Source organism: Mesorhizobium escarrei, from assembly GCF_935825525.1.
GTDB classification, from domain to species: domain Bacteria; phylum Pseudomonadota; class Alphaproteobacteria; order Rhizobiales; family Rhizobiaceae; genus Mesorhizobium; species Mesorhizobium escarrei.
In genome coordinates, this window is the sequence record NZ_CAKXZT010000001.1 from 88,230 (window position 1) to 114,932 (window position 26,703).

The 26,703-nt window shown below is 63.6% G+C and carries 26 protein-coding genes and 1 riboswitch; of the genes, 16 read left to right on the forward strand and 10 right to left on the reverse strand.

Annotated elements, in window-relative coordinates; translation table 11 throughout:
* Position 1: 1 nt before the first annotated feature.
* From NMG80_RS00405 to NMG80_RS00415, 3 genes are read left to right on the forward strand one after another with little or no spacing between them, the layout of a single operon-like run.
* Entirely contained in the window at positions 2–1,156 is a 1,155-nt protein-coding gene (locus NMG80_RS00405; protein WP_254016294.1) for a carbohydrate ABC transporter permease, read from the forward strand.
* A gap of 4 nt (positions 1,157–1,160) precedes the next feature.
* Positions 1,161–2,825 carry a beta-galactosidase BglA gene (bglA, locus tag NMG80_RS00410; RefSeq protein ID WP_254016295.1) on the forward strand — a complete coding sequence of 555 codons (1,665 nt, stop codon included), beginning with the start codon at positions 1,161–1,163 and terminating at the stop codon, positions 2,823–2,825.
* Between the two features lie 25 nt (positions 2,826–2,850).
* Positions 2,851–3,963: an ABC transporter ATP-binding protein gene (locus NMG80_RS00415; RefSeq protein ID WP_254016296.1), complete on the forward strand. Its 1,113-nt coding sequence runs from the start codon at positions 2,851–2,853 to the stop codon at positions 3,961–3,963.
* Positions 3,964–4,168: 205 nt separating this feature from the next.
* On the opposite strand, the gene NMG80_RS00420 is transcribed toward NMG80_RS00415, so the two are convergent.
* The 3 genes from NMG80_RS00420 to NMG80_RS00430 all read right to left on the reverse strand — a co-directional run bounded on the left by NMG80_RS00420 (position 4,169) and on the right by NMG80_RS00430 (position 5,017).
* A complete protein-coding gene (locus NMG80_RS00420) occupies positions 4,169–4,405 on the reverse strand; it encodes a DUF680 domain-containing protein (RefSeq protein WP_254016297.1) in 237 nt (78 codons plus the stop codon).
* Positions 4,406–4,478: 73 nt separating this feature from the next.
* Positions 4,479–4,703, reverse strand: a complete 225-nt coding sequence (locus NMG80_RS00425) for a DUF680 domain-containing protein (protein WP_254016298.1) — start codon at positions 4,701–4,703, stop codon at positions 4,479–4,481.
* A 107-nt stretch (positions 4,704–4,810) separates the two neighbouring features.
* The gene (locus NMG80_RS00430; protein ID WP_254016299.1) at positions 4,811–5,017 is read right to left on the reverse strand and encodes a DUF680 domain-containing protein; all 207 of its coding nucleotides are present in this window, start codon (positions 5,015–5,017) and stop codon (positions 4,811–4,813) included.
* Between the two features lie 510 nt (positions 5,018–5,527).
* A riboswitch (cobalamin riboswitch) is annotated at positions 5,528–5,730 on the forward strand.
* 113 nt (positions 5,731–5,843) lie between these two features.
* Here NMG80_RS00430 and NMG80_RS00435 point away from each other — a divergent pair.
* A complete protein-coding gene (locus NMG80_RS00435; protein ID WP_254016300.1) occupies positions 5,844–7,091 on the forward strand; it encodes an aromatic ring-hydroxylating oxygenase subunit alpha in 1,248 nt (415 codons plus the stop codon).
* A gap of 23 nt (positions 7,092–7,114) precedes the next feature.
* Positions 7,115–8,245, forward strand: a complete 1,131-nt coding sequence (locus tag NMG80_RS00440; RefSeq protein WP_254016301.1) for an FAD-binding oxidoreductase — start codon at positions 7,115–7,117, stop codon at positions 8,243–8,245.
* A gap of 13 nt (positions 8,246–8,258) precedes the next feature.
* Here NMG80_RS00440 and NMG80_RS00445 read toward each other — a convergent pair whose 3' ends face one another.
* From NMG80_RS00445 to NMG80_RS00465, 5 genes are all read right to left on the reverse strand, one after another.
* A complete protein-coding gene (locus NMG80_RS00445) occupies positions 8,259–9,005 on the reverse strand; it encodes an FAD-binding oxidoreductase (RefSeq protein WP_254016302.1) in 747 nt (248 codons plus the stop codon).
* Entirely contained in the window at positions 9,002–9,613 is a 612-nt protein-coding gene (locus NMG80_RS00450; protein WP_254016303.1) for a molybdopterin-dependent oxidoreductase, read from the reverse strand. The genes NMG80_RS00445 and NMG80_RS00450 overlap by 4 nt, the downstream gene beginning before the upstream one ends.
* A 532-nt stretch (positions 9,614–10,145) precedes the next feature.
* A complete protein-coding gene (locus NMG80_RS00455) occupies positions 10,146–10,865 on the reverse strand; it encodes an MBL fold metallo-hydrolase (protein ID WP_254016304.1) in 720 nt (239 codons plus the stop codon).
* A gap of 51 nt (positions 10,866–10,916) precedes the next feature.
* Positions 10,917–12,083 carry a diphosphate--fructose-6-phosphate 1-phosphotransferase gene (locus tag NMG80_RS00460; protein WP_254016305.1) on the reverse strand — a complete coding sequence of 389 codons (1,167 nt, stop codon included), beginning with the start codon at positions 12,081–12,083 and terminating at the stop codon, positions 10,917–10,919.
* Between the two features lie 119 nt (positions 12,084–12,202).
* Positions 12,203–12,970 carry a L,D-transpeptidase gene (locus tag NMG80_RS00465; RefSeq protein ID WP_254016306.1) on the reverse strand — a complete coding sequence of 256 codons (768 nt, stop codon included), beginning with the start codon at positions 12,968–12,970 and terminating at the stop codon, positions 12,203–12,205.
* Positions 12,971–13,159: 189 nt separating this feature from the next.
* On the opposite strand from NMG80_RS00465, the gene NMG80_RS00470 reads away from it, so the two are divergent.
* The 3 genes from NMG80_RS00470 to xylB all read left to right on the forward strand — a co-directional run bounded on the left by NMG80_RS00470 (position 13,160) and on the right by xylB (position 16,651).
* The gene (locus NMG80_RS00470) at positions 13,160–13,783 is read left to right on the forward strand and encodes a LysE family translocator (RefSeq protein WP_254016307.1); all 624 of its coding nucleotides are present in this window, start codon (positions 13,160–13,162) and stop codon (positions 13,781–13,783) included.
* Positions 13,784–13,792: 9 nt separating this feature from the next.
* Positions 13,793–15,115 (forward strand): tetratricopeptide repeat protein, encoded by a 1,323-nt coding sequence (locus tag NMG80_RS00475; protein WP_254016308.1) that lies wholly within the window; start codon positions 13,793–13,795, stop codon positions 15,113–15,115.
* A gap of 81 nt (positions 15,116–15,196) precedes the next feature.
* Entirely contained in the window at positions 15,197–16,651 is a 1,455-nt protein-coding gene (gene xylB, locus NMG80_RS00480; protein WP_254016309.1) for a xylulokinase, read from the forward strand.
* Between the two features lie 29 nt (positions 16,652–16,680).
* Here the strand turns inward: xylB and NMG80_RS00485 are convergent, their stop codons facing one another.
* Positions 16,681–17,043: a nuclear transport factor 2 family protein gene (locus NMG80_RS00485; protein WP_254016310.1), complete on the reverse strand. Its 363-nt coding sequence runs from the start codon at positions 17,041–17,043 to the stop codon at positions 16,681–16,683.
* 112 nt (positions 17,044–17,155) lie between these two features.
* Between NMG80_RS00485 and xylA the strand changes: the two genes are divergently transcribed.
* Positions 17,156–18,481: a xylose isomerase gene (gene xylA / locus NMG80_RS00490; RefSeq protein ID WP_254016311.1), complete on the forward strand. Its 1,326-nt coding sequence runs from the start codon at positions 17,156–17,158 to the stop codon at positions 18,479–18,481.
* Positions 18,482–18,666: 185 nt separating this feature from the next.
* A complete protein-coding gene (locus NMG80_RS00495) occupies positions 18,667–18,876 on the forward strand; it encodes a hypothetical protein (protein WP_254016312.1) in 210 nt (69 codons plus the stop codon).
* Positions 18,877–18,882: 6 nt separating this feature from the next.
* On the opposite strand, the gene NMG80_RS00500 is transcribed toward NMG80_RS00495, so the two are convergent.
* Positions 18,883–19,863 carry a GlxA family transcriptional regulator gene (locus tag NMG80_RS00500; RefSeq protein WP_254016313.1) on the reverse strand — a complete coding sequence of 327 codons (981 nt, stop codon included), beginning with the start codon at positions 19,861–19,863 and terminating at the stop codon, positions 18,883–18,885.
* 131 nt (positions 19,864–19,994) lie between these two features.
* On the opposite strand from NMG80_RS00500, the gene bcoG reads away from it, so the two are divergent.
* From bcoG to NMG80_RS00530, 6 genes are read left to right on the forward strand one after another with little or no spacing between them, the layout of a single operon-like run.
* The gene (gene bcoG, locus NMG80_RS00505) at positions 19,995–20,906 is read left to right on the forward strand and encodes a 3-dehydrocarnitine:acetyl-CoA trimethylamine transferase BcoG (RefSeq protein WP_254016314.1); all 912 of its coding nucleotides are present in this window, start codon (positions 19,995–19,997) and stop codon (positions 20,904–20,906) included.
* Between the two features lie 28 nt (positions 20,907–20,934).
* The gene (locus tag NMG80_RS00510; RefSeq protein ID WP_254016315.1) at positions 20,935–21,564 is read left to right on the forward strand and encodes an HD domain-containing protein; all 630 of its coding nucleotides are present in this window, start codon (positions 20,935–20,937) and stop codon (positions 21,562–21,564) included.
* The gene (locus tag NMG80_RS00515; protein WP_254016316.1) at positions 21,561–22,634 is read left to right on the forward strand and encodes a 3-hydroxyacyl-CoA dehydrogenase NAD-binding domain-containing protein; all 1,074 of its coding nucleotides are present in this window, start codon (positions 21,561–21,563) and stop codon (positions 22,632–22,634) included. Before NMG80_RS00510 ends, NMG80_RS00515 begins: the two co-directional genes overlap by 4 nt.
* 4 nt (positions 22,635–22,638) lie before the next feature.
* Positions 22,639–23,802: an acyl-CoA dehydrogenase family protein gene (locus NMG80_RS00520; protein WP_254016317.1), complete on the forward strand. Its 1,164-nt coding sequence runs from the start codon at positions 22,639–22,641 to the stop codon at positions 23,800–23,802.
* Between the two features lie 3 nt (positions 23,803–23,805).
* Positions 23,806–25,884: an acetate--CoA ligase family protein gene (locus NMG80_RS00525; protein WP_254016318.1), complete on the forward strand. Its 2,079-nt coding sequence runs from the start codon at positions 23,806–23,808 to the stop codon at positions 25,882–25,884.
* Positions 25,877–26,659 (forward strand): carnitinyl-CoA dehydratase, encoded by a 783-nt coding sequence (locus NMG80_RS00530; protein WP_254016319.1) that lies wholly within the window; start codon positions 25,877–25,879, stop codon positions 26,657–26,659. The genes NMG80_RS00525 and NMG80_RS00530 overlap by 8 nt, the downstream gene beginning before the upstream one ends.
* Positions 26,660–26,703 lie beyond the last annotated feature (44 nt).

Genomic DNA, 26,703 nt, shown 5'->3' on the forward strand with positions numbered 1-26,703 from the left:
GATGGCTGTGGCGACTGGAAAGTCCTTTGCCAGCCGTTTCGGCGTCCATATCGCGGTCTTCATCTTCGTCGCGATCTGGACGATCCCGACGCTCGGCATTCTCGTCTCGTCGCTGCGTGACAAGGATCAGATCATCGCCTCGGGCTGGTGGAACTCGTTCGCCAGTTCCACGCAGACTGAAGCGGGGCGGCTGCCACCCGCCTCGGCGCAAGTCGAGAAGGACGGCAAGTTCGTCCTCGAGGGCAACATCTTCGGCGACGATCCGGCCCGCGACATCAGCGCCTTCGGCGTCAAGTCGTCGGCGCCGACGCAATATCCCGCCCGCACGATAGCCGATCTCGGCGACGGCGAGACCTTGCAGCTCAACGCCGACGGCAGTTTCGTCATGACGTCGACCAAGCCGTTCGAGGGCGAGCGCGGCCAGCGCGTCTACTACGCCTCGTCGGCGCCGCCGAAATTCACCACCGACAATTACAATACGGTGCTGTTTTCGGAAGGCATCGGCCGCTCCTTCATGAATTCGCTGACAGTCACCATTCCGGCGACGGTCATCCCGATCCTGATCGCGGCGTTCGCCGCCTATGCGCTGACCTGGATGCGCTTTCCCGGCCGGGCGTTGCTCATCGCGGTGATCATCGGGCTCTTGGTCGTGCCGCTGCAGATGTCGCTGATCCCGCTGCTAAAACTCTACAACGGCGTCGGCAGCTTCTTCGGCGTGCCGTCGAAAACCTATCTCGGCATCTGGCTGGCGCATACCGGCTTCGGCCTGCCGTTCGCCATCTATCTCCTGAGAAGCTACATTGCCGGCCTGCCACGCGAAATCATGGAATCGGCGCGGATCGACGGCGCCAGCGATTTCGAGATTTTCGTCAAGATCGTGCTGCCGCTGTCGTTCCCGGTGCTGGCCTCCTTCGCCATCTTCCAGTTCCTGTGGGTGTGGAACGACCTGCTGGTTGCGATGGTTTTCCTCGGCACCGAGGGCGATCAGATCGTGCTGACCGCCAAGCTCAACGCGTTGCTCGGCTCGCGCGGCGGCGACTGGGAGATCCTGACGACATCGGCCTTCATCACCATTGTCGTGCCGCTGATCGTGTTCTTCTCGCTGCAGCGCTATTTCGTTCGCGGGCTGCTCGCCGGCTCGGTGAAGGGAGGTTGAGATCATGCGATCCGCTGTGAAGGCGACCTTGAAACCGGACCTCGCCGTCGACCGCGACTGGTGGCGAGGTGCCGTGATCTACCAGATCTATCCGCGCAGCTATCAGGATTCGAATGGCGACGGCATCGGCGACCTCAGGGGCATCATCGGCAGGCTGCCCTATATCGCGGCGCTCGGCGTCGATGCTATCTGGATCTCGCCGTTCTTCAAATCGCCGATGAAGGATTTCGGCTACGACGTGTCAGACTATTGCGACGTCGATCCGATGTTCGGCACGCTGGCCGATTTCGACGCCCTGACCGCCGAGGCGCACAGGCTCGGGCTCAAGGTGATGATCGACGAGGTGCTGTCGCATACCGCCGATGTCCACCCGTGGTTTAGGGAAAGCCGCTCGAGCCGCACCAATCCTAAGTCGGACTGGTACGTCTGGGCCGACGCCAAGCCCGACGGCACGCCACCCAACAACTGGCTGTCGATCTTCGGCGGCTCGGCCTGGCAGTGGGACACCAGCCGCCAGCAATATTATTTGCATAATTTCCTGGCCGAGCAGCCCGATCTCAACTTCCACAGCCGCGCGGTCCAGGACGCGCTGCTCGACGTCACCCGCTTCTGGCTGGAGCGCGGCGTCGACGGCTTCCGCCTCGACACCATCAATTTTTACTTCCACAGCCAGGGCCTTCAGGACAATCCGCCACTGCCGCCCGAACAGCGCAACGACCAGACTGCTCCTTCCGTCAACCCTTACAACTACCAGGACCATCTCTACGACAAGAGCCGCCCCGAAAACCTCGGCTTCCTCGAACGCTTCCGCGCCCTGCTCGACGAATATCCGGCGACGGCGGCGGTCGGCGAAGTCGGCGATTCGCAGCGTGGGCTGGAGGTGGTGGCGGCCTACACCGCCGGCAGCAAGCGCGTGCACATGTGCTATTCGTTCGACTTCCTGGCGCCCGAAAAGATCAGTGCCGCAAAGGTGCGTTCGGTGCTGGAAGCCTTTGGCAGGGTCGCCAGCGACGGCTGGTCGTGTTGGGCCTTCTCCAACCACGACGTGATGCGCACTGCCTCGCGCTGGGCGGCCGGCGAGGCCGACCAGACCGCTTATCTCAAGGTGATCTCGGCGCTGCTGATGTCGCTGCGCGGCTCGGTCTGCATCTATCAGGGCGAAGAACTCGGTCTTGGCGAAGCGGAATTGCAATTCGAGGATCTGCAGGACCCCTACGGCATCCGCTTCTGGCCGGAATTCAAGGGCCGCGACGGCTGCCGCACGCCGATGGTCTGGATTGGCGACGACAGCAATGGCGGCTTCTCCACGGCAAAGCCCTGGCTGCCCGTGCCTGCCAAGCACCTTTCGCTGGCGGTCGATGTGCAGCAGGGCGACGACAGCTCGCTGCTCGAACACTACCGGCGCTTTCTCGCCTTCCGCCGTCTGCATCCGGCGCTGGCCAAGGGTGAAATCGAGTTCATCGAAAGCCAGGGCGATACCGTCGCCTTCACGCGCCGCGAGGGCAACGAGCAGATCGTCTGCGCCTTCAATCTCGGCAGCAGACCGGCCGAGGTCAATCTCGGCGGTCGCTCGCTGCAGCCCTTGCCGGGGCACGGGTTTTCGGGACAGACTGGCGCCGGCTCTATCCACCTCGGCGGCTACGGCGCCTGGTTCGGGCGCATCGACTGAGTTGGCAATTCACTGGAGGGAACCCATGGCCGATGTCACGCTAAGGCAGGTGAAGAAATCATACGGCAATCTCAATATTCTCCACGGCATCGACCTCGACATAAAGTCGGGCGAGTTCATCGTCTTCGTCGGCCCTTCGGGCTGTGGCAAGTCGACCTTGCTGCGGTCGATCGCCGGGCTTGAGGAAATCACCTCCGGCGAGCTCAAGATCGACGGCGAGGTGGTGAACGACGTGCCACCGTCGAAGCGCGGCATCGCCATGGTGTTCCAGTCCTATGCGCTCTATCCGCACATGACCGTCTACGACAACATGGCGTTCTCGATGAAGATCGGCAAGGAGAGCAAGGCCGAGATCGACAAGCGGGTGCGCCAGGCGGCGGAAATCCTGCAGCTGACCAAATATCTCGACCGCCTGCCCAAGGCGATGTCGGGCGGCCAGCGCCAGCGCGTCGCCATCGGCCGCGCCATCGTGCGCAACCCCAAGGTCTTCCTGTTCGATGAGCCGCTGTCGAACCTCGACGCGGCCCTGCGCGTCGCCACCCGCATCGAGATCGCCAAGCTAAAGGAGTCGATGCCTGCCACAACGATGATCTACGTCACCCACGACCAGGTCGAGGCGATGACGCTGGCCGACCGCATCGTGGTGCTCAAGGAGGGCCATATCGAGCAGGTCGGCACGCCGATGGAGCTCTACAAGAGACCCGGCAATCTGTTCGTCGCCCAGTTCATCGGCTCGCCGGCCATGAACATCCTGCCGGCGACGATCGACAAATCAGGCAACCCGACCATCGTCAGCCATGTCGGCGGCCGCAAGGCGACGGTGCCGATCGCCACGCCGGCGTCGGCGACGGGCGCTTCGGTGAGCTTCGGCGCGCGGCCGGAGGATCTGAGGATTGCCACCGGCGCAGATTATCTATTCGAGGGAACGGTGGACTATGTCGAGCAGCTCGGCGAGGTCCAGCTCGTCTATGTCGACATCGGCCGCGCCGATCTGCCGCTGGTGACCAAGCTGCCCGGCAATGTCGAGGTCAAGCGGGGTGCTGCGCTGCGGTTGAATGCCGATGCCGGCGACCTGCATATTTTCGATGCCGACGGACATTCATTCACGCTCCACAAAGCGGAAGCAAAGGCAGCCTGAGAGCGGCAGCCGAACTGCTGGTGACCCAAAAACGAGAACGGCGGGCAAAGCCCGCCGCTCTTGTGCGTTCCGGTCGCTGTTAGAGCAGTTCCAGGAAAAGTGTGAAACGGTTTTCCCGGGAAAAGCGCATTGCGCTTTCCCTAGCGAATTGCGCAAAAACAAAGAGATAGAGCGGTTCGGCGTTTCCGTGAAACGATGAACCGCTCTAGCGGCCGAACAGGTTCCGGTCGCTGCCCTGGGGGGCGGACTTCTGTACGTCGCCCGAAGAGTTGAGCAGCTTGTAGACCGGCGAACCGGTATTGCGCACCGAAGACGTCTGCGTGTTGTCGACGTTGATGGTCGCCTGCTTGTTGATGTCGGTTCCGCCAACGTTGTCGTTGCGGGCGTAGGCGCTGCCGGCAACAATCAAAAGCGCGGCGGCGGTAAGAACGATCTTCTTCATTTTCAAAACTCCTGGACTTTCTTATTCCACCAGCGCGGCGGTCAAATGCCGCCGCTGCCGTTGGACCGGACTGTTAGTTGTTGCCGAACAGGTTACGGTCGCTGCCATTGACGGGTTTCTCGTCAGCCGGAACCGGATTCTGCGCCGAAGCCGAATTCCGAATCGAAGCCGTGTACGAGTTGCTGTCGACCGCAGCGGCCGGCTGGCTGGCACCGTTCGATCCAAAGTTGTCGCTGCCGGCAAAAGCGCCGCCTGAGACGGCCACAATGGCTGCGGTGGCAAGAATGAGCTTCTTCATTTCTATTACTCCTGAATCCTCAGATCCCGAGCGGCTGACCTGGCAGCCGCTCTGTCTTTTCCGAAAACCGGTTTCCGCTTTTCGGGATCATGGTTTGGGATCAGCTGTTAATTGTTACCGAAAAGGTTGCGGTCGGCGCCCTGGACGACGGGCTGCTTTTCAGCGTGAGGCGGCTTCTGAATGGAAGCCGTGTACGAGCTGTCAACTGTAGCAGTCGGCTGGTTGGCGGCGTCGGACCCATAATGGTCGCTGCCAGCAAAGGCGCTGCCGGTGATGGCCAGAACGGCGACGGCAGTAAGAGCAATCTTTTTCATTTTTAGCACTCCAGCATCTTAGTTTTCCGTCCGTCTGGCGGCGTGTCTTGGGAGGAATTCGCGTCGTTCGGACAGCCCCGATGTGGGAAGGCCATTCGGCGGATTCCAATCACGAAGTTGTTCCGTGTGGACCAAGAATCTACACCTTGAAATTGTACCAGAGACATCCACAGCAATGGTTTTATGGCTTACTTTTCAGTGACTTATGCCAAATGCGCCATTCGAGGATTTGACGGATTGGCCGACCTGCGTTCACAGCGTGCTGCACGCATTGTCAATAAAAACGAACCGTTCGGTTCGATTTTAGAGGCGGCTAATAGTCACTTTTGTAAACTATTTACCTTCCTGGTCTCCGCCGCGGGTCGGATTCGATGTCACGACAGCCGACAATGGCCGCCGACAAAGCGAGGTCGTCAGCCCTGCAGATATGAACCTGTACGTTTCGCCGGCCGTGTCGCGCCGCATGGATACGATGTCGCTTTCATGCCGACAGTCAGCCGGCCGCCGTGATTAGATCACGCCATCTCAGGTGCCGCTTGGTGACGACGAAGCGGAGAATTGGGAAGCCGGTCAGAACCCGGCGCTGCCCCCGCAACGGTGGTGGAGTTCAAGTCGCAACGGGAGACCACTGGGCCACAAGCCTGGGAAGGTGTCGCGATGAGTCCGCAAGGACACTCCAGAGCCCGGAAACCAGCCCGAGATTTCTAGACTCGACTGATCGCGGTGGGCGGTCAAGAGGTGGATGATGCATGTCCGGCGCTGTCGCCGGCCTGCAAGCGGTCCTCCCTCCATCACCACCAGTTCAGTCCTTACACGAGGACAGGACATGGACGCGCGCAACGACATGCTGAGGCTCCTACACGGCCGCAGGCAAGGCTATTCGCTCGAGCAGCCCTTCTACACCGATCCAGATTTCTTCAAGCTCGACATGGAGCTGATCTGGTATCGCGACTGGCTGTTCATCGGCCACGATTGCGAGTTGCCGAAACCTGGCAGCTACATCACCGCCCAGATCGGCGACTATCCGCTCGTGCTGGTCCGCGACCAGCAGGGCAAGATCAATGCCTTCCACAATTCCTGCCGGCATCGCGGCAGCCGCGTCTGCAATGCCGACAAGGGCACTGCGGCGAAGCTGGTCTGCCCCTATCACCAGTGGACCTACGAGCTGGACGGCCGGCTCTTGTTCGCCCGCCAGATGGCGGACGGCTTCGACAAGGGCCAGTTCGGCCTGAAGCCGGTGGCTTGCGAAAGCGTTGGCGGCTACATCTTCATCTGCCTGGCCAACGAGCCGGCCGACTTCGCGCCGATGCGCGCCATGATCGAGCCTTACCTCCTGCCGCACCGGCTGCGCGAGGCAAAAATCGCCTTCGAATCGACCATCGTCGAGAAGGGCAACTGGAAGCTCGTCTGGGAGAACAACCGCGAGTGCTATCATTGCGCCGGCAACCATCCGGAACTCTGCAAGACATTCCCGGAAGCGCCGACCGTGACCGGGGTGCAGGGCGCCGACAGCGATCCGGAGATGCTCGCGCACTGGGCGAAATGCGAGGCGGCGGGCCTGCCGAGCAAGTTCCGCATCGATCCGGCCGGGCAGTATCGCGCCACCCGCGCGCCGCTGCTGCGCGACGCCGTCAGCTATACGATGACGGGCAGACGCGCGGTGAAGAAGAACCTTTCCGACGGCGTTTCGACCGACCGTATCGGCTCGCTGCTGCTCTATCACTATCCGACGACCTGGAACCACATCCTCGGCGATCATGCCGTCACCTTCCGCGTGCTGCCGATCAGCGCCACGGAAACGGCCGTCACCACCAAATGGCTTGTCCATAAGGACGCGGTCGACGGCGTCGACTACGACCTCGCCGAGCTTACCCATGTGTGGACCGAGACCAACGACCAGGACCGTCGCATCGTCGAGGAAAACGCCTTCGGCATCCTGTCGCCGGCCTATCAGCCCGGCCCCTATTCGGAACTGCATGAGGGCGGCGTCATCCAGTTCGTCGAATGGTACGCCTCCTTCATAGGGCCGCGCCTTGCCGAGGCCGGGCGGCCAGCGCTGCGCAGCGTCGCCTGAACGAGGTCAAGGGGATGAATGCGATGACGGACCTTGGCCTCTACCGCCATCTCGACGAGATGGCGCCCTGGAACGATAGGATCCAGGTGCTGGAAGTGATCGGCGTCAGCGACGAGGCACCTGACGTGAAGACCTTCACCTTCCGCTCTGACAACCAGACCTGGTTCCGTTACAGACCGGGGCAGTTCGTGACGCTGGAACTGCCGACCACCGAGGGCCCGCTGATGCGGACCTATACGCTGTCGTCCTCGCCGTCGCGGCCGTTCTCGATCGCAGTGACGGTGAAAGCGCAGGCCGGCAGCCTCGGCACACGCTGGATGTTCGACAATCTGAAGCCCGGCGTTCACGTGAAGGCCTATGGGCCGGCGGGCGACTTTTCGCTGCACAGCCATCCCGCGGCCAGCTATCTGTTCATTTCGGCCGGCTCCGGCGTGACGCCGATGATGTCGATGCTGCGCTGGCTGAACGATTGCGCGCCATGGACAGATGTCGGCTTCGTCAACTGCGCGCGAAAGCCCGAGGAGATCATCTTCCGCAAGGAGCTCGAGCTGCTCGGCAGCCGCATGCCGGGCCTGACGCTCGGCTTCATGATCGAGGAGCGGTCCAGCCGTGAGGGCTGGTTCGGCCATATGGGCCGGATCGACGCGATACGGCTGCCGCTGCTGGCGCCCGATTTTCGTGAGCGCGAAATTTTCTGCTGCGGCCCCGACCCGTTCATGCGCGCCGTGCGGCAGATGCTGGAGGCTGCCGGCTTCGACATGGCCAACTATCATCAGGAAAGCTTTGCGGCCCCAGGGGTGGAGCAAATACCAGCCCCGTTCGGTTCGCCGGCAGAGGCTGGCCCGGCTACGGGTGGGCCGGCAGAGGGCGGGATCGATGTCCCTGCTGAGGCCGCAACGCCGATCCGCTTTTCGCTTTCGGATGTCGATGCCGACTGCGTTGCCGGCCAGACCGTGCTGCAGACGGCGCGCGCTTCGGGCGTACGAATTCCCGCAGCCTGCGAGTTCGGCCTGTGCGGAACCTGCAAGGTGAGAAAGGTCTCGGGCAAGGTCGAGATGAGCCACAATGGCGGCATCCTCGATCACGAGATCGATGACGGTTTTATTCTCGCCTGCTGTTCAAGGCCGCTGTCGGCGCTCGAAATTGAGGTCTGACAGGTGGGGGCGCTTAAACCCCGTAACGTTCGGTGCGGATGAGGCCTGCCGGAACGCCGGCATCGATTAGCGCCTGGGCGGCGGCCGACACGAAGGCATTCGAACCGCAGACAAAGGCGAACCTTGGCGGCGCGGGCAGCCGCAGCATCGACTGCTCCATCATCGCGGCATCGATCCGCCGCGAATAGTCCGCCGGGCGTCGGGCGGCCTCGCGGGTCAGCGCCAACACCAGATCGAAACCGTCCCGGCGATCGTGGAAGTCGATCAGCTCGTCGCGAAAGATCACCTCGTCCCAGACCCGTGCGGAAAATACCAGTGCCACGGGCACCGCCGATCTGCGCGCGGCGCGAAGGCGGATCATCGCCATCAGCGGCACCACGCCGGACCCGCCGCCGACCAGCAGAAGCGGGCCGCCGTCGCTGTCGGACCAGACGAAGTGGCCGCCGAGCGGTCCGCGCAGTTCGACCTCATCGCCGACCGCCGCGATATCGTGGAAGAAGGGTGAGACCTCGCCGTCATCGAGCCTTTCGATCGCCAGTTCGATCGTCTCGCCGGCTTCCGGCGCCGAGGCGATGGAGTAGGAGCGGCGCGCCTGATAGCCGTCCGGCGCCGTCAGCCTGACATCGACATGCTGCCCGGCACGATAGGCAAAGGGCCGCGACGGCTCGAGGAAAAAGCTGGTGACGCGCGGCGTGCGCTTCTCGATGCGGCTGATGGTCATCGTCTGCCAGGGCGACTGCGCCGCCGGCCCGTCGCTCATGGATCGCCCGTATAGCGCTGCTCGCGCCACGGGTCGCCATAGATGTGATAGCCGCGCAGTTCCCAGAACCCCGGCTCGTCACGCTCGGTGAACTGCAGCCCATTCAGCCATTTGGCCGATTTCCAGAAATAGAGATGCGGAACCAGCAGCCGCGCCGGGCCGCCATGGTCCGGCGTGATCGGCTTGCCTTCATAAAGCAGCGCCACCATCGCCTTGCCGGCGGTGAGATCCTGCGTCGGCACGTTGGTGGTGTAGCCGTCGAAGGACAGCGCCAGCGTGAAGCCGGTCGGCGGCTCGACGCCAGCATCCGCCAGAATATCGTCGACCAGCACACCCTGCCACGCCGTGTCGAACTTGGTCCATGCGGTCACGCAATGGATGTCGCGGGTCATCTTGGTCAAAGGCAGCGCGTTGAACTCTGTCCAGTTCCACGTCTTGATCGGCCGCGGTCCGTGCTTGAGCGTGAACGACCAGTCCTCGGTGCGCACGCGTGGCGTCGGCCCGGCCGACAGCACCGGAAATCCTTGCTCGAGATACTGCCCCGGCGGGATACGGGCATCCGCATCCGTCGGGGGCTTTCGTCCTGAAGAGAAGCCGCGCGTGACCATCGAGACAATCCGTTTGCATCAGGCCGCCTGTCGGCCTTCACCAGTCTTCTCGAAGATGCTCTGGCGGGCAACCAGATTCTTGGCGGAACCTGCGACCAAGCTTGCTCTCAGCCTCGCGGGACTGCCAACATCCGCAGCGGCGCCGGCCTGGATGCCGGAAGCCGACGCCGCCCTGTCAGGATCGACGCTGTCCACCAGCGCGCCGCGCTAGTTGGGCGTCAGGTTCATCGCCTGTCGCACATCCGGCGTGACGTCCATCGGACCGAAGCCGATCGCAGAAGCACGAAGGCCCTGCTGTGCGGATGGCGAAGATCTAATTTAATGGGTCAGTGTCGTCAGCTCGCTGCATTCGAACCCCTGATGAGGGGAATGACGCCACCCTGAGACAAAAAACTGCCTCGCGGCGGGTCGGTGGCGCGAGTCAGCGCCATGCAGAAATAGATAGCATAGTTGCCGGCACAAAACAAGAACAAAATTGCTGACGGGATCACGAGCCCGTTTTCTTCCCGGTTCCGTCCTGCCATCGAAGGCTCTACGCGTCGTCTGTTCGCCTGAGATAACCGGTGGCGATCTCGCGCATCCGTTTGGCGTCGAAACTCGGGCCGTGGCCGCCATGGCCGATGCGGACCGGCAAATCGAGCAGCCGCTGCATGGTTCGGCGATAGGCTGATCGGTCGGAATCCGGCAGGTCGTCGATCAGCATGGCGTCGTAGATGGCGTCGCCGGCGAAGAACAGGCCGTCGGCCTCATCGAACAGCGCGATCGAATCGGGCGAATGGCCGGGCAGATGCAGCACGCGGAATTGCCGGTCGCCGAGGTCGACCAGATCGCCCTCGCCAAGCTTCCGCGTCAGCGGCGCCGGCGGAATCTTGTAATCGGCTGCTCTCCAGCCGGGCGCCGGCAGCTTCGAGACGGCGCCGTCGAGATCATGAAACATGTGGGCGTAGGTGACGGCGTCATCCATGCTGTCGAATTGCGCGGCACTCATTCTCGGCCCCGCCCGCAGCGGGAATTCGTGCAGCGAACCGACATGGTCGAGGTGGATATGGGTGGCGACGACGAGCAGCGGCTTGCCATCAGGCGTGTCGATCTCCGGCGCCAGCGGGCAAATCCCCATGCCGGTGTCGACAAGCAGGTCGACGTCGCGGCCGCGCAGACGCCAGATGTTGGCGCGCACGAAATCATGGACGAACGGCTCGGTCAGCATCGTCGTATCGGCGTCGATGACGGTCTTGCTGAACCAGTCAAGCATCTAGCAGATATCCGGCATCACGAGATTTCCGGCATCCGAGGCGAGCTGGCATCAGACGAACGGCTTTCCGACCTTGTACTTTTCGGGGACCAGCCGCTTCAGATAGGCCATTCCAGCATCGGAGAGCTGGTTGGCATCCGGCAGCATGAAATCGTCGGGCATGTGACGGGTCTTGCCGGCAACGTTTTTCAGCGGCACCTTGTTCAGCACGGTTTTCTCGCCGTCATATTGCAGCGCCACCGAGCCGCCTCCCTCTTCCGCCACCTTGACGGCGAAAGCGCCGGCATCGAAGGCTTCCTGCGCATCGACGGCATTGATGGCGCCGACATAGCCGCGCGGCATGTAGCCGAGCGCATCGACGCGCGCCCGCTTGCCCGGCAATCCTTCGGCCAGCGCGCGCTCGAGGGCGGCCGGCAGGTCGCTGCCCGACAGCTTGACGTTGCCATGCGCATCGCGCTCCAGTTTGTCCGGCGGCACAAGGCTTTCGACCAGCGCCTTGCCGTCGGCGGTGCTGACGCCTTCGGAGACTGCGACGATGCAGCGCTTGTGGCGATCGAGCGTGGCGCGCACGTCGTCGATGAAGGCCGCGGCCGAGAACGGACGCTCCGGCACATAAACGAGATGCGGGCCGCTGTCGGGATCAAGTTGCCATGCGGCGGCGGCGGCGGTGAGGAAGCCGGCGTGCCGGCCCATGACGATGCCGACATAGATGCCCGGCAGGGCACGGAAATCGAGGTCGACCGAGAGAAAAGCGCCAGCGACGAACTCGGCTGCCGAAATGAAGCCCGGCGTGTGGTCGTTCTCCTCGAGATCGTTGTCGATGGTTTTCGGCGCATGGACGAAAGCCATCTTGCCGCCGGCGGCGTCGGTCAGGATCTGCTGCGTGCCGGACGTGTCGTTGCCGCCGATATAGATGAAGGCATCGGCGCCCGCCTTCTTCAGGCCGTTGAGGATGATCTCGCAATAGGCCTCGTCCGGCTTGTCCCGCGTCGAGCCAAGCGCGGCGCTCGGCGTCGCCGCAATCAACCGCAACCGGTCCTCGGCAATCGCCGAAAGATCGACATAGTTGCCGTCGCGGATGCCGCGCACGCCATGGATGGAGCCCAAAACCTTGGCGCCGGGATGCCGCTTGCGAATCTCGAGCGCGGCGCCGACCACCGTCTGGTTGATGACGGCGGTCGGGCCGCCGCCTTGCGCGATGACAAAAGTTCCGGACATGCTTCACGTCTCCCGAGCAGTGGCTTTGCAAGCCACATTCGCCTGTCTTGCGAGATCGCGCAACGGGAGAGTCGAGCGGCCGCGCCAGCCGCCTTGAGGTCAGACGATAACCGGGAGGGTTAGACGACGACGACCGGGTTCTTCCTGGAGACGCGGCTGTAGAGGTCGATGATGTCCTGATTGATCAGGCGAACGCAGCCCGACGACATCGCCTGGCCGATGCTCCACCATTCGGGCGAACCGTGGATGCGGTAGCCGGTGTCCTGGCCGTTCTGGTAGATGTACAGCGCACGCGCGCCGAGCGGGTTGTCGAGGCCGCCGGGCTGCCCGGCCTGCCATTTCACCAGTTCCGGCTTGCGGGCGATCATCTCGGCCGGCGGCCTCCAGGTCGGCCATTCCTTGCCGTACTGGATGTTGGCGCGGCCGGACCAGCGGAAGCCTTCCTTGCCGATGCCGACGCCGTAGCGGATCGCGTCACCGCCGGGCTGCACCAGGTAGAGCAGCCGCTCCTGCGAATGGACGACGATGGTGCCGGGCTGCTCGCCGGTCGGGTCGACGACGATCTGGCGGCGGAACTCCGGCTTGACCTTGAGGTAGGGCACTTCCGGCAGCGTGAAGCCGCCGTCGGTGACGGAGGCATACATCACACCAGGGCTGGTGATGTTCTTGTCGACGCTGATGCTCGGGCGGATGGGAGTGATCGCGCCAGTGGTGACGCCGTCGAGTTGCAGCGCCGACAAATCGAGCGTCTGGCTACAGCCGGCGACGCCGAGCAGCGCCAGCGCACCGGCGCCGGACAACACTGCGCGGCGGGAAAGCTGGAGTTCGGAAATTTCGAATTCGTCGCCATTGGTCGGCGGCGTCAGACCTTGCGGCAACTCACGCATCTAACCCAAACCCTACGCTGTCGGCGGGAAACACGCTCCGGCCGGATAGAGTGCATTTTCACCAATCATGGTTGAAAAAGCGTGAAGAACCGCTGCCTGATGTTAACCAGGGGCATTTTCGATTTTTGCCCCTTTACATCTTTGCGAGGCCAAGGATTTATCCTCTTCTTTGAGCTCAAGGAGACGAACATGTCCTTCGAAAACTGGGCCGCCTTTGCCGCCGCCTCGACGATCCTTCTTGTCATTCCCGGCCCGACCATCCTTCTGGTCGTGTCCTATGCGCTCGGCCAGGGCTGGCGCACCGCGCTGCCGATGGCGGTTGGCGTGGCGTTTGGCGATTTTACCGCGATGACGCTGTCGATGCTGGGCATCGGCGCGCTGCTGGCGGCGTCGGCAACCGTGTTCACGGTGCTGAAGGTGGTCGGCGCCGGCTATTTGATCTATCTCGGCATAAAGCTGTTTCGCGCCGGTGGCACGCTCGAGGCCGAGCCGCGCCTGGACGCGGTGTCCTCGGCCAAGATGATCGCGCATGCCTGGCTGGTCACCGCGCTCAATCCGAAAAGCATCACCTTCTTCGTCGCCTTCCTGCCGCAGTTCCTCGACCGGCACGCCGATTTCTGGACGCAGATGCTGATCTTCGAGGCGACCTTCCTGGCGCTCGCCTTCGCCAATGCCTTCGGCTACGCGCTGATCGCGGCAAGGGCGCGCAACGTCGTGCGTAATCCCCAGGCGATCCGCATCTTCAACCGCACCGGCGGCACGCTGCTGGTCGGCGCCGGTATCGCCACGGTGGCGATGCGCTCGGGCAATTGAGGACATGACGTGGCAGTCAGGGATGCATTCGGGCTGACATTTTCTGGCGCGACTGAGGCCGGGTTCTCGTCCTACAGCCAGGCTGTCCGCGAACTGCAATGCTTCATCGGCGATCCGGTCGGCTCGGTCGATCGCGCCATCGCCGAGGATCCCGGCTTCGTCATGGCGCATGTGTTCAAGGGCTATCTCTTCGGTCTCGCCACAGAGCGTGAGGCGACAGCCGTGGCCAGGACATGCCACGAGGCGGCACTGCCGCTTGCCGCCACGCCGCGCGAGCAGGCGCATGTCGCAGCACTTGGCCATCTTGCCGCAGGACGCTGGCATGAAGCCGCTCGTCTGCTCGAGGATATCGCCATCGAGTTTCCGCTCGATGCGCTGGCGCTGCAGACCGGGCACCAGATCGATTTCTTCACCGGCAATGCCCGCATGCTGCGCGACCGCATCGGTCGCGCGCTGCCGTCGTGGCAAAGCGGCATGCCAGGCTACCACGCCATACTCGGCATGCAGGCGTTCGGGCTGGAGGAAATGGGCGACTATGCGCGCGCCGAAAAGCTTGGCCGCAAGGCAGTCGACATCGAGCCGCGCGACGGCTGGGCGCAGCACGCCGTCGCTCATGTCATGGAAATGCAGAGCCGGCAAAGGGACGGCATCGCTTGGATGCGCGCCAACCCCGACGCGTGGACGCAGGAAAGTTTTCTGCAGGTGCACAATTGGTGGCATCTGGCGCTGTTCCACTACGATCTCGGCCAGACCGACGAGGTTCTGGCGCTCTATGACGGGCCGATCTACGGCGAGCGCTCGATGCTGGCGCTCAACATGGTCGATGCGTCGTCTATCCTGTGGCGGTTGCATCTCGGCGGCGTCGATGTCGGCGGCCGCTGGGCAGCACTTGCCGCCAACTGGGCCAAGGCCAGCGCCGGCAACTATGCCTTCAACGATGCCCACGCAATGATGGCTTTTGCCGGCGCCGGCCAAGAGGCGCCGGTTCGCGGCTTACTCGAGGCGCAGCGCGAGGCCATGCACGGCAACGACGACAACGCCGCCTTTACCCGGGATGTCGGCTATCCCCTGACGCTCGCCATTAAGGCGTTCGGCGACGGCAACTACACCGAGACGGTCCGCCTGATCCGGCCGATCCGGGCGATCGCCCACCGCTTCGGCGGCAGTCATGCGCAACGCGACGTCGTCGACCTGACGCTGATCGAGGCGGCGCTACGGTCGGGCGACCATGCGTTGGCAAGGGCACTCGCCGCGGAACGCGCGCTAGCGCGGCCCGACAGCCCGCTCTCGGCGCTGCTTTCGCGGCGCGCCACCAATTTGTCGGAGAATTGACCGGAGGCGGATCTTGTCTTAAAAACTGCCAGTCAGATTTTTTCGAGATCCGAAAAAATTAATGGTATTTGGGAGGACACCATGTATCTCGGCCTCGATCTGGGCACGTCGGGCGTCAAGGCGCTGTTGATCGATGCCGGGCAGAGCATCATCGGCTCCGGCCACGCGTCACTCGACGTGTCGCGGCCGCACCCCGGCTGGTCGGAGCAGAACCCCGCCGACTGGACCCGCGCCTGCGAGGAAGCGATCACCGAGCTCAAGGTTTCTCATCCAGAACAGCTCGCCGCCGTCAAAGGCATCGGCCTGTCCGGCCAGATGCATGGCGCTACATTGCTCGATGCCGGCGACCAGGTGCTGCGCCCCTGCATCCTGTGGAACGACACGCGCAGCCATGTCGAGGCGGCCAAGCTCGACGCCGATCCGCGCTTTCGCAAGCTGACCGGCAACATCGTCTTTCCCGGTTTCACCGCGCCAAAGCTGGTCTGGGTGAAAAACAACGAGCCGGATGTTTTCGCCAAGGTGACGAAGGTCTTGCTGCCGAAGGATTTCCTACGGCTCTGGCTCACCGGCGAACATATTTCGGAGATGTCGGACTCGGCCGGTACGTCCTGGCTCGATGTCGGCAAGCGAGGCTGGTCATCCGACCTGCTTTCCGCCACGTCGCTCGACGAGAAGCAGATGCCGTTACTGGTCGAAGGCACTGAGAAGGCCGGCGCGTTGCGCAGCGAACTGGCCTCGAAATGGGGAATGCAGGCGGGCATCCCGATCGCCGGCGGCGCCGGCGACAATGCGGCGTCGGCTTGCGGCATGGGCACGGTCGCCGCCGGCCAGGCCTTTGTCTCGCTTGGCACGTCAGGCGTGCTGTTTGCCGCCAATGCGTCCTATCTGCCCAACCCGGAAAGCGCGGTGCACACATTCTGCCACGCGCTGCCCGACACCTGGCACCAGATGGGCGTCATCCTGTCGGCAACCGATTCGCTCAACTGGCTGTCCGAGATATCAGGGAAAGGCGCCGGCGAGCTGACCACTGAGCTCGGCGATACGCTGAAGGCGCCGACCGGCGTGTCCTTTCTGCCCTATCTCTCCGGCGAGCGCACGCCGCACAATGATTCGGCCATTCGCGGCTCGTTTACCGGGCTTGCGCATGAATCGAGCCGCGCCGTGCTGACCCAGGCCGTGCTGGAGGGCGTGGCTTTCGCCTTCCGTGACAGTCTTGAAGCCCTGGCCAAGGCCGGCACGAGGCTGACGCGGGTGACGGCGATCGGCGGCGGCTCCCGCTCACACTACTGGCTGAAGGCAATCGCCACCGCGCTCGGCCTGCCCGTCGACATTCCCGCCGAAGGCGATTTCGGCGCCGCCTTCGGTGCAGCGAGACTTGGCCTGATCGCGGCGACGGGCGCCGATCCGCTCAGAGTGTGCACGGCGCCGGCCACCGATGCCACCATCGAACCGGTCGCCGCGCTAAGCAACGCCTATGCTGATGCCTATCAGCGCTACCGCTTGCTTTACCCCGCTATCAAGGCGGCCACGGCGTGAGTGGTTTCACACCCCCGCCGCGGCCCGAGTCACTGTGCCGGAACCTTGTCGAGAAAGCCGGTGACGCTTTTCAGACGGCCATTGTCGATGACGCCGATGTCGGTGCCTTCGATGACGGAATCAGCGCCTTCCGGCCCGAGATTCCACGAGAAGCGGATTGTGTCGCCAAACCCGTCCGGCTTGCCCTTCAGCGAAAACCGGAAGCCGGCAAAACGCTGCTGGACGCCGTCGATCAGTGCGGCGACGCCGTCATGGCCGTCGCCCTGCATGATCGGATCGCGGTAGCTGACATCCTCGGTGAAGGCCGCCTTAAGCAAGGCTTGCCGGCGCGCGGCGTCGCTCTCGTTCCAGGCGGCGATGTAGTTTTCGGCGATCGTGTTGAGGTCGGTCATGGTCTGTCTCCGTTGTTGAGTGGCTTTGACATGACCCTTTTCATCCAGCGCCAGCGCGAAACCAATTACGCCTGAGGTAATCAGGACGGAACCTGCGAGAGGACAGACAGACATGACCAGCGGCTTTTTCGGCGACATCCAGAAGATCAAATACGAGGGGCCGGATTCGACCAATCCGCTGGCCTACCGGTTCTACAATCCTGATGAGGTTGTCGCCGGCAAGCGGCTGGAAGACCATTTGCGCTTTGCCGTCGCCTACTGGCATTCCTTCGCCTGGCCGGGCGGCGATCCGTTCGGCGGCCAGACCTTCGATCGGCCGTGGTTCGCCGAGGCCGGTGGCACCGACACGATGGAATTGGCTAAGCTCAAGGCCGATGTCGCCTTCGACATGTTTTCGCTGCTTGGTGTTCCCTATTTCTGCTTCCACGATGCCGATGTGCGGCCGGAGGGAAAAGACTTTTCTGAAAGTGCCGCGCGGCTCGACGAGATCGCCGACTACTTTGCGGCGAAGATGAAGCAGACCGGCGTCAAGCTGCTTTGGGGCACGGCCAACCTGTTCTCCAATCGCCGCTTCATGGCGGGAGCCGCCACCAATCCCGACCCGGACGTCTTTGCCTATGCGGCAGCGACGGTGAAGCACTGCATCGATGTCACCAAGCGGCTGAAGGGCGAGAACTATGTGCTATGGGGCGGCCGTGAGGGCTATGAGACGCTGCTCAACACCGACCTTGCCCGCGAGCAGGAACAGGCCGGCCGTTTCCTCAACCTGGTCGTCGACTACAAGCACCGGATCGGCTTCAAGGGCACCATCCTGATCGAGCCGAAGCCGCAGGAGCCGACCAAGCACCAGTACGACTATGACGTCGCCACCGTCTACGGCTTCCTCAAACGCTTCGGGCTGGAGAAGGAGGTCAAGCTCAACATCGAGCAGGGCCACGCGATCCTGGCCGGCCATTCTTTCGAGCATGAATTGGCACTGGCCAATGCGCTCGGCATTTTCGGCTCGATCGACATGAACCGCAACGACTACCAGTCGGGCTGGGACACCGACCAGTTCCCCAACAATGTGCCGGAGATGGCGCTGGCCTACTATCAGGTCCTGCAGGCCGGTGGCTTCAAGTCCGGCGGCACCAATTTCGACGCCAAGCTTAGGCGACAGTCGCTCGATCCGCAGGATCTGCTGATTGGCCATATCGGCGGCATGGATTGCTGCGCACGCGGCCTCAAGGCCGCCGCGCGCATGGTCGGGGACAAGGCGCTGTCGGCCCCGCTGGCCGAGCGCTATGCCGGCTGGAACTCGGCCGAGGCCAAGGCGATGCTTGCCGGCAAGCGGACGCTGGAGGAGATCACCGAGCGCGTCGTCAAGAAGAAGATCGAGCCGCAGCCGAGATCCGGCCGCCAGGAACTGCTCGAGAATATCGTCAACCGATACGTCTGAGGTGCCGCACCGGCGGGTCTCTTGACCGACCCGCCGGCCCGGAACAGCTTTGCGCGAGGCCGGAACCGACGACAAGGTTTTGCCTCGCACCGCCCCTCAATCGCCTCGCTCTTGCCTTCAAACAGCCGTCACGAATCTTGTATATGTATTTCGTGGCGGAAACAGAAAGAAGGAGGCGAAACGATATGCAGCACGAACGCGAAATCGACGCCCTGCTCTCATCTGGCGAGGCCGGATCGATCATCGACCGGCTGATGGCGCTGCCGCACCCGAAGCATGGTGCCCGCGGTGCAAACGAATGGGATCGCGCGGTCGCCAGCCGCTTCGAGACCCACCTTGCGAGACAGATGCGCTCGCAAATCGACGGCAAAAGCGACCGCCGGGACGCTGCCTGATCCCGGCTATCTCCTACGCAGCCTGACCGGCGCTTCGCCGAAAGCTCTTGAAAACGCCCTGGAAAACGCCGCGGCGGACGAGAAGCCTGTTCGCCCGGCAATATCGGCCATCGCCACGCGCGTATCGACCACCAGCCGGCGCGCGGCGCCCAGCCGCAGCCTGAGATAGTAGGCGCCCGGCGTCTCGCCGATCGACTTGCGAAAGATGCTTTCCAGCGTTCGTGCCGTCACCCCGGCGCGCATTGCCACCGCGGCGATGGTCAGGGGCTGGTCGACATGGGCTTCCATCAGCCGGATGGCTTGCGCCAGCCGCGGATCGTAACCGTCGAGGCGGCCGAGCGAGACCAAAGGCTGCGCGTCGGTCGCGGCGCGTGCCTGGTCGTAGATGAAAACACTTGCCACATCGAGCGCGACGGCCATGCCGAGCCGCGTGCGGATCAGATGCAGCATCAGGTCGAAGGTCGGCGAAGCGCCACCGGACGTGAAGACCGGCCCGTCGATGACGTAGCGGTCGGGGCGGACATCGACATCGGGAAAGGCCGAGGAGAAATCCTCCATATCCTCCCAATGGGTGGTGGCGCTGCGCCCTTCCAGCAGACCGGCGCGGGCGACCAGCCAGGTACCGGCTTCGACGCCGCCGCAGGCGCGCGCGGCGCGCGCCGCGCGACGCAGGCCGGCAAGCAGAGACGATGTGGCATAGTTCTGCGTGCCGAAACCGGCGACGACGACAAGCACATCCGTCGTATCCGCCGCATCGAAGCGGCCGCTGACCGCAACCGGCAGGCCGCATGTGGTGACCGGCGCTTCGCCGGTCACCGAAACCAGCCTGAAATCGAACAGCGTCTCGCCGGCAATACGGTTGGCGGCGCGCAGCGGATCGACGGCCGAGGCCACGCACATGATCGACGAACCGGAAAACACCAGCAGCGTCACCTTGAGCGGCGACCGTTCGGCGCGAAAGATCGAAGGCTTTTCGCTTTTCATCATGCGACCTTCGTAAAACGCAAAACAGTTTCCGGCAAGTCAGGCATTGTTGCCGTCTGGTCGATTTGGCCCATGTTTGATTGGCCCTATGTTTGTTTGATCAGGACCGTCTGTGCCGATTGGGAGAAAAGTCGATGCCGCTTGCGATGAACCGTGAGGTTTTCATTACCTGTGCCGTGACCGGGTCCGGCAGTTCGCAGGACCGCAGCCCGCATGTGCCGCGTTCGCCCAAGCAGATCGCCGATTCGGCCATCGACGCGGCAAAGGCCGGTGCGGCGATCGTCCACTGCCATGTGCGCGACCCCGAAACCGGCAAGCCGCGCCGCGACGTGCAGCTTTATCGCGAGGTGACCGAGCGCATCCGCGCGGCAGACGTCGACGTGGTGCTGAACCTGACCGCCGGTATGGGCGGCGACATGGTGTTCGGTTCGCCGGAAAACCCGCTGCCGCTGAACGAAAAAGCCACCGATATGGGTGGCGCCAGCAACCGCGTGGAGCATGTGCGCCAGTGCCTGCCGGAGATCTGCACGCTCGACTGCGGCACCATGAATTTCGCCGAAGCCGACTATGTCATGACCAACACGCCCGGCATGCTGCGCGCCATGGGCGGCATGATGACGGCGCTTGGCGTCAAGCCGGAGATCGAGGCCTTCGACACCGGCCATCTCTGGTTTGCCAAGCAACTGGTCGAGGAAAAGGTGCTGGACCCCGATGCTCTTGTGCAATTGTGCATGGGCGTGCCATGGGGCGCGCCGGACGATCTCAACACCTTTATGGCGATGGTCAACAATGTGCCGTCGAGTTGGACCTGGTCGGCGTTCTCCATCGGTCGCAACCAGATGGCCTATGCCGCCGCCGCGGTGCTGGCCGGCGGCAATGTCCGCGTCGGGCTCGAGGACAATCTCTGGCTCGACAAGGGGGTGCTGGCAACCAATGCGCAGCTGGTCGAGCGGGCGGTCAGCATCGTGTCGAACATGGGGGCAAGGGTTATCGGCCCCGATGAGGTGCGCAAGAAGCTCAATTTGACGAAGCGCGCGCCGCTTTGACAAGGGATTCGGTAGGGAGGAGCCGCCGATGAGGACCGTGAAATTCACCGCGATGAAGGATGGCGACCGCGACGACTACGCCTTCCTCACCGAGCACGAGATCGACTATGCGGCGAAGACCGGCGAACGGCTGCTTGACGCGCTTGTCCAGCTCGACGAGGGGCTGTCCGGCTACAAGGTCACCCGGCTCGGCCATTCGCTGCAGGCGGCGACGCGCGCATGGCGCGACGGCGCCGATACCGACTGGATCGTCTGCGCGCTGCTGCACGACATCGGCGACATCTACGCACCGTACAATCACGACGAATATGCAGCTTCGATCCTAAAACCTTTCGTGCGCGAGCAGTGCACCTGGGTGGTGGAAAAGCACGGTGACTTCCAGCGCCTCTATTACGCCCACCATCTCGGCGGCAATCCGCATGCGCGCGACCGTTTCGCCGGCCATCACTATTTCGACGATTGCGACCAGTTCTGCGAGCGCTGGGACCAGTCGAGCTTCGATCCGGATTATGAGACGTTGCCGATCCACTTCTACAGACCCTTTGTGCTCGAAGTGTTTGCGCGCAGGGCCTATGACCCCACCGTGATCCGCGCCGGCGAGCGCGTGCCTCTCATCGATACCAAAGTAGCCAGGACAAGAACCGGAGCCTCCGCATGAGCATCATCACCAAGGCAGCTGCAATCGGCGGCGGCGTCATCGGCGCCGGCTGGGTGGCGCGGCTGCTCTTGAACGGCATCGACGTGTCGATTTTCGATCCCGACCCCGAATCCGCGCGCAAGGTCGGCGAAGTGATGAAAGGTGCGCGCCGCGCCTACAAGCAGATGCTGCCCGACGGCCTGCCAAAAGAAGGCAAGTTGACCTTTGCCAAGACCATTTCCGACGCCGTCGCCGATGCCGATTTCATCCAGGAAAGCGTGCCGGAACGGCTCGACCTGAAACACCGCGTGCTGGCCGAGATCGACCTCTATGCGCCGGCCAATGCCATCGTCGGCTCCTCGACCTCCGGCATCAAGCCGACCGACATGCAGGTGGCGATGAAGAAGCATCCGGAACGGCTGGTCGTCGGCCATCCGTTCAACCCGGTCTATTTGCTGCCGCTGGTCGAGATCGTCGGCGGCGAGCAGACCTTTCCCGAGGCGATCGAGGTCGCCAAGGAGATGTACGCCTCGATCGGCATGAAGCCGGTGGTGATCCGCAAGGAGATCGAGGCGTTCGTCGGCGACCGCCTGCTGGAGGCGGCATGGCGCGAGGCGCTGTGGCTGATCAAGGACGGCATCTGCACGGTCGAGGAACTCGACGACATCATGCGCTATGGCTTCGGCCTGCGCTGGGCGCAGATGGGCATGTTCCAGGTCTACCGCGTCGCCGGCGGCGAGGCCGGCATGCGCCATTTCATGGCGCAGTTCGGGCCGTGCCTGAAATGGCCGTGGACCAAGCTGATGGACGTGCCGGAGTTCAACGACGAACTGGTCGACCTGATCGCCACGCAGTCGGACGACCAGGCGGATGGCCTGTCGATCCGTGAGCTCGAAAAGATCCGCGACGACAATCTGGTCGCGATCATGGAGGCGCTGTCGAAGCAGAACAAAGGCAAGGGCTGGGGCGCCGGCGCCTTGCACAAGGACTATACCAAGCAGCTCGCCAAGCTTGCGGCGAAGAAGCCCGCTACTTCCAAGGCGGCGGAAAAGGCCAAGGCTGAAAAGCCGAAGAAAAAGAAGAAAGGCTGAGGCAATGGATTTTGGCCTCTCCGAGGAACAGAAACTGATCGTCGAGACGACGCGCGCCTTCGTCGAGAACGAGCTCTACCCGCATGAGCGCGAGGTCGAGCGCACCGGCGTGCTGCGCCGCGAACTCATCGAGGATATCAAGGCCAAGGCGATCGAAGCCGGGCTCTATGCCGCCAACATGCCGACGGAGGTCGGTGGCGCCGGCCTCGATACGGTGACTTGGCTGCTTTACGAGAAGGAGCTCGGCCGCGCCAATTACGCACTGCACTGGACCTGCGTGGCGCGGCCCTCCAACATCCTCTTGGCCGGCACGCCGGAGCAGCGCGAAAAATATCTTTATCCGTGCATTCGCGGCGAGAAGTGGGATTGCTTGGCGATGACCGAGCCGGGCGCCGGCTCCGATCTGCGCGGCATGAAGGCGACCGCAGTGCAGGATGGCGACGACTGGGTGCTGAACGGCACCAAGCATTTCATCAGCCATGCCGATCTTGCCGATTTCGCCATCGTCTTCATGGCCTCGGGAGAGGAAGAGTCTTCGCGTGGAAAACGCAAGAAGATCACCGCCTTCTTCGTCGACAAGGGCACCAAGGGTTTTACCGTGCGTGACGGCTACCGCAACGTCTCGCACCGCGGCTACACCAATGCCATCCTCGAATTCGATGATTGCCGGCTGCCCGGAGCCCAGGTCCTGGGGGAGGTCCACAAGGGTTTCGACGTCGCCAATTCATGGCTTGGCGCAACCCGCCTGCAGGTCGGCGCGACCTGTCTCGGCCGGGCCGAGCGGGCGCTTGGCCATGCCGTCGAATACGCCGCGCAGCGTCAGCAGTTCGGCCAGCAGATCGGCAAGTTCCAGGGCGTTTCATTCAAGCTTGCCGATATGGCGACCGAACTGAAGGCGGCCGACCTGATGGTGTTCGAAGCCGGCTGGAAGTACGATCAGGGCACCATCACCGATCAGGACATGGCCATGGCCAAGCTGAAGGCCACCGAAATGCTTGCCTTCGTCGCCGATGAGGCGATCCAGATCCATGGCGGCATGGGGCTGATGGACGATCTGCCGCTGGAACGCATCTGGCGCGACGCCCGCGTCGAGCGCATCTGGGAGGGCACCTCGGAAATCCAGCGCCACATTATATCGCGGGGGCTGCTGCGCCCGTTCGGGGGCTGATCAATGCACAGGCTTGAACGTCTTCTGCGCCCGAAATCGATCGTCGTGTTCGGCGGCGCTCAGGCGGCTGCCGTCGTCGCACAATCGATCAAGATGGGCTTTGCCGGCGAGATCTGGCCTGTGCACCCGACCAAGGATGATGTCGCCGGGCGCAAAGCCTACCGCTCGGTGGCGGACCTGCCCGGCGCGCCGGACGCCGCCTTTGTCGGCGTCAACCGGCATTTAACCATCGAGGTGGTCAAGGCGCTGGCCGAGCGCGGTGCCGGCGGCGCTGTCTGCTTTGCCGCCGGCTTTCTCGAGACCGAGGCTTATGACGAGCATGGCGAGCGATTGCAGGCGGAACTGGTCGCTGCGGCGGGCCAGATGCCGATTATCGGGCCGAACTGCTACGGCCTGATCAATTATGCCGACGGCGCGCTTTTATGGCCCGACCAACATGGCGGCATCAGGCTGGCCGAGGGTGGCCGCGGGGTCGCCATCATCACCCAATCGTCGAACATCGCCATCAACATGACGATGCAGAAGCGCGGCCTGCCGATCGCCTTTCTGATGACTGCCGGCAACCAGGCGCAGACCGGGCTTTCGGAAATGGCGCTCGGCCTGGTCGAGGACGACCGCGTCACCGCGCTCGGCCTGCACATCGAGGCCTTCGATTCGGTAGCCGGCTTCGAAAGGCTGGCCGCGCGGGCGCGAGAGCTGAAGAAGCCGATCATCGCCATGAAGGTCGGCCGCTCCGAGCAGGCGCGGCAAGCGACCGTGTCGCATACGGCATCGCTGGCCGGCTCGGACGCTGCCTCGGGCGCCTTCCTGAAGCGGCTCGGCATCGCCCGCGTCGATTCCATCCCTGCCTTCATCGAGGCGCTCAAGCTGCTGCACGTCACCGGTCCCCTGCCCGGCTACCGGCTGTCGTCGATGAGCTGTTCGGGTGGCGAAGCGTCTGTCATGGCCGACAGCGCAGAAGGCCGCTGGGTGAATTTCCCGGCGCTGACCGACACGCACCGCGCCCACGTCAAATCGACGCTCGGGCCGCTGGTTGCGGTGGCCAACCCGCTCGACTACCACACCTTCATCTGGAACAACGAGCCGGCGATGACCGCCACTTTCACCGCCATGGTGTCGGGTGGCTTCGACCTCAACATGCTGGTGCTCGATTTCCCGCGCCCCGACCGCTGCTCGGACACCGACTGGTGGACGACGCTGCGCGCCTTCGAGTCGGCGCTGAAGACCAACAAGGCGCAGGGCGCGATCGTCTCGTCGCTGCCGGAAAACCTGCCCGAGGAATACACCGCCGGGCTGATGGGACGCGGCATGGTGCCGTTGTTCGGGATTTCCGAAGCCATGGACGCCGCCCAGGCGGCAGCCTTCATCGGCTGGGCCTGGCGCGAGCCGCAGGCGCAGCCGATCGACACCTCCGCTTCCGGAGCGCCGGCCGGCGACCATGTCACGCCTGATGAGGCCGAGGCGAAAGCGCGGCTGATCGAGGCCGGGCTGCCCGTGCCGAGGGGCGAACGCGCCGGCAATGCGGTCGAGGCGGTCATCTCCTCGATGGCGCTCGGTTTTCCGGTTGCGCTGAAGGCTTTGGGAGTCACCCACAAATCCGAACTCGGCGCGGTGCGGCTCAACCTCAGGGATGCCGAATCGGTCAGCACCGCCGCCCATGATCTCGATGCGCTCGGCACCGGCCTCTATGTCGAGCGCATGGTGCGCGACGGCGTCGCCGAGCTGCTCGTCGGCTTCACCCGCGACCCGATGTTCGGCGCGGTGATGACGCTGGGCACCGGCGGCGTGCTGGTCGAGCTGTTGCGCGACAGCGTCACGCTGATGCTGCCGGCGACACGCGACGACATCGAGGCGGCATTGCGCGGGCTCAAATTGTTCCCGCTGCTCGAAGGCTATCGCGGCCGGCCCAAGGCCGATGTCGCGGCGGCCATCGAGGCGATATCAGGGATTGCCGCCTTCGTGCAGCAAAATGCCGGCGAGATCGAGGAGCTAGACATCAACCCGCTGATCGTCTGCGCGCAGGGCAAAGGCGCCTGGATCGCCGACGCGCTGCTGGTGCTTGGAGAAAACAGGAATGTCTGACGTCATCACCACCCGCCGCGAGGGCACGATCCTCGAAGTCACGCTCGATCGGCCCAAGGCCAACGCCATCGACCTCAACACCTCGCGGCTGATGGGCGAGACGTTCAAGGCGTTCCGCGACGATGCGGATCTGCGGGTCGCCATCGTCAAGACTGCCGGCGACAGGTTCTTCTGCGCCGGCTGGGACCTGAAAGCCGCGGCCGGCGGCGATGCTGTCGACGGCGACTATGGCGTCGGCGGGTTCGGCGGACTGCAGGAACTGCGCGATCTCAACAAGCCGGTCATCGCCTGCGTCAACGGCATGGCGGTCGGCGGCGGCTTCGAGCTGGCGCTGTCCTGCGACCTCATCTACGCGTCGGATCACTCCTCCTTTGCGCTGCCGGAAATTCGCGCCGGCACGCTGGCCGATGCAGCGACGATCAAGCTGCCGAAGCGCATTCCCTATCATGTCGCCATGGACCTTTTGCTCACCGGCCGCTGGATGGATGTCGCCGAGGCGCATCGCTGGGGCCTGGTCAACGAGGTGCTGCCCAAGGAGAAGATCGAGGATCGCGTCTGGGAGATCGCCCGGCTGCTGGCCGGCGGTCCGCCGCTGGTCTTTGCCGCGATCAAGGAGACGGCGCGGGTCGCCGAGTCGCTCACCTTCCAGGACGCGATGAACCGGGTGACGCGCCGCCAATTGCCGACGGTTGACGCACTGTACGGCTCGGAGGACAATCTCGAGGGCTTTCGCGCCTTTGCCGAAAAGCGCGATCCGGTGTGGAAGGGGAAGTGAGGGTATTGTTGGAATGACGGCGCCCACCCCCCTCTGGCCTTCCG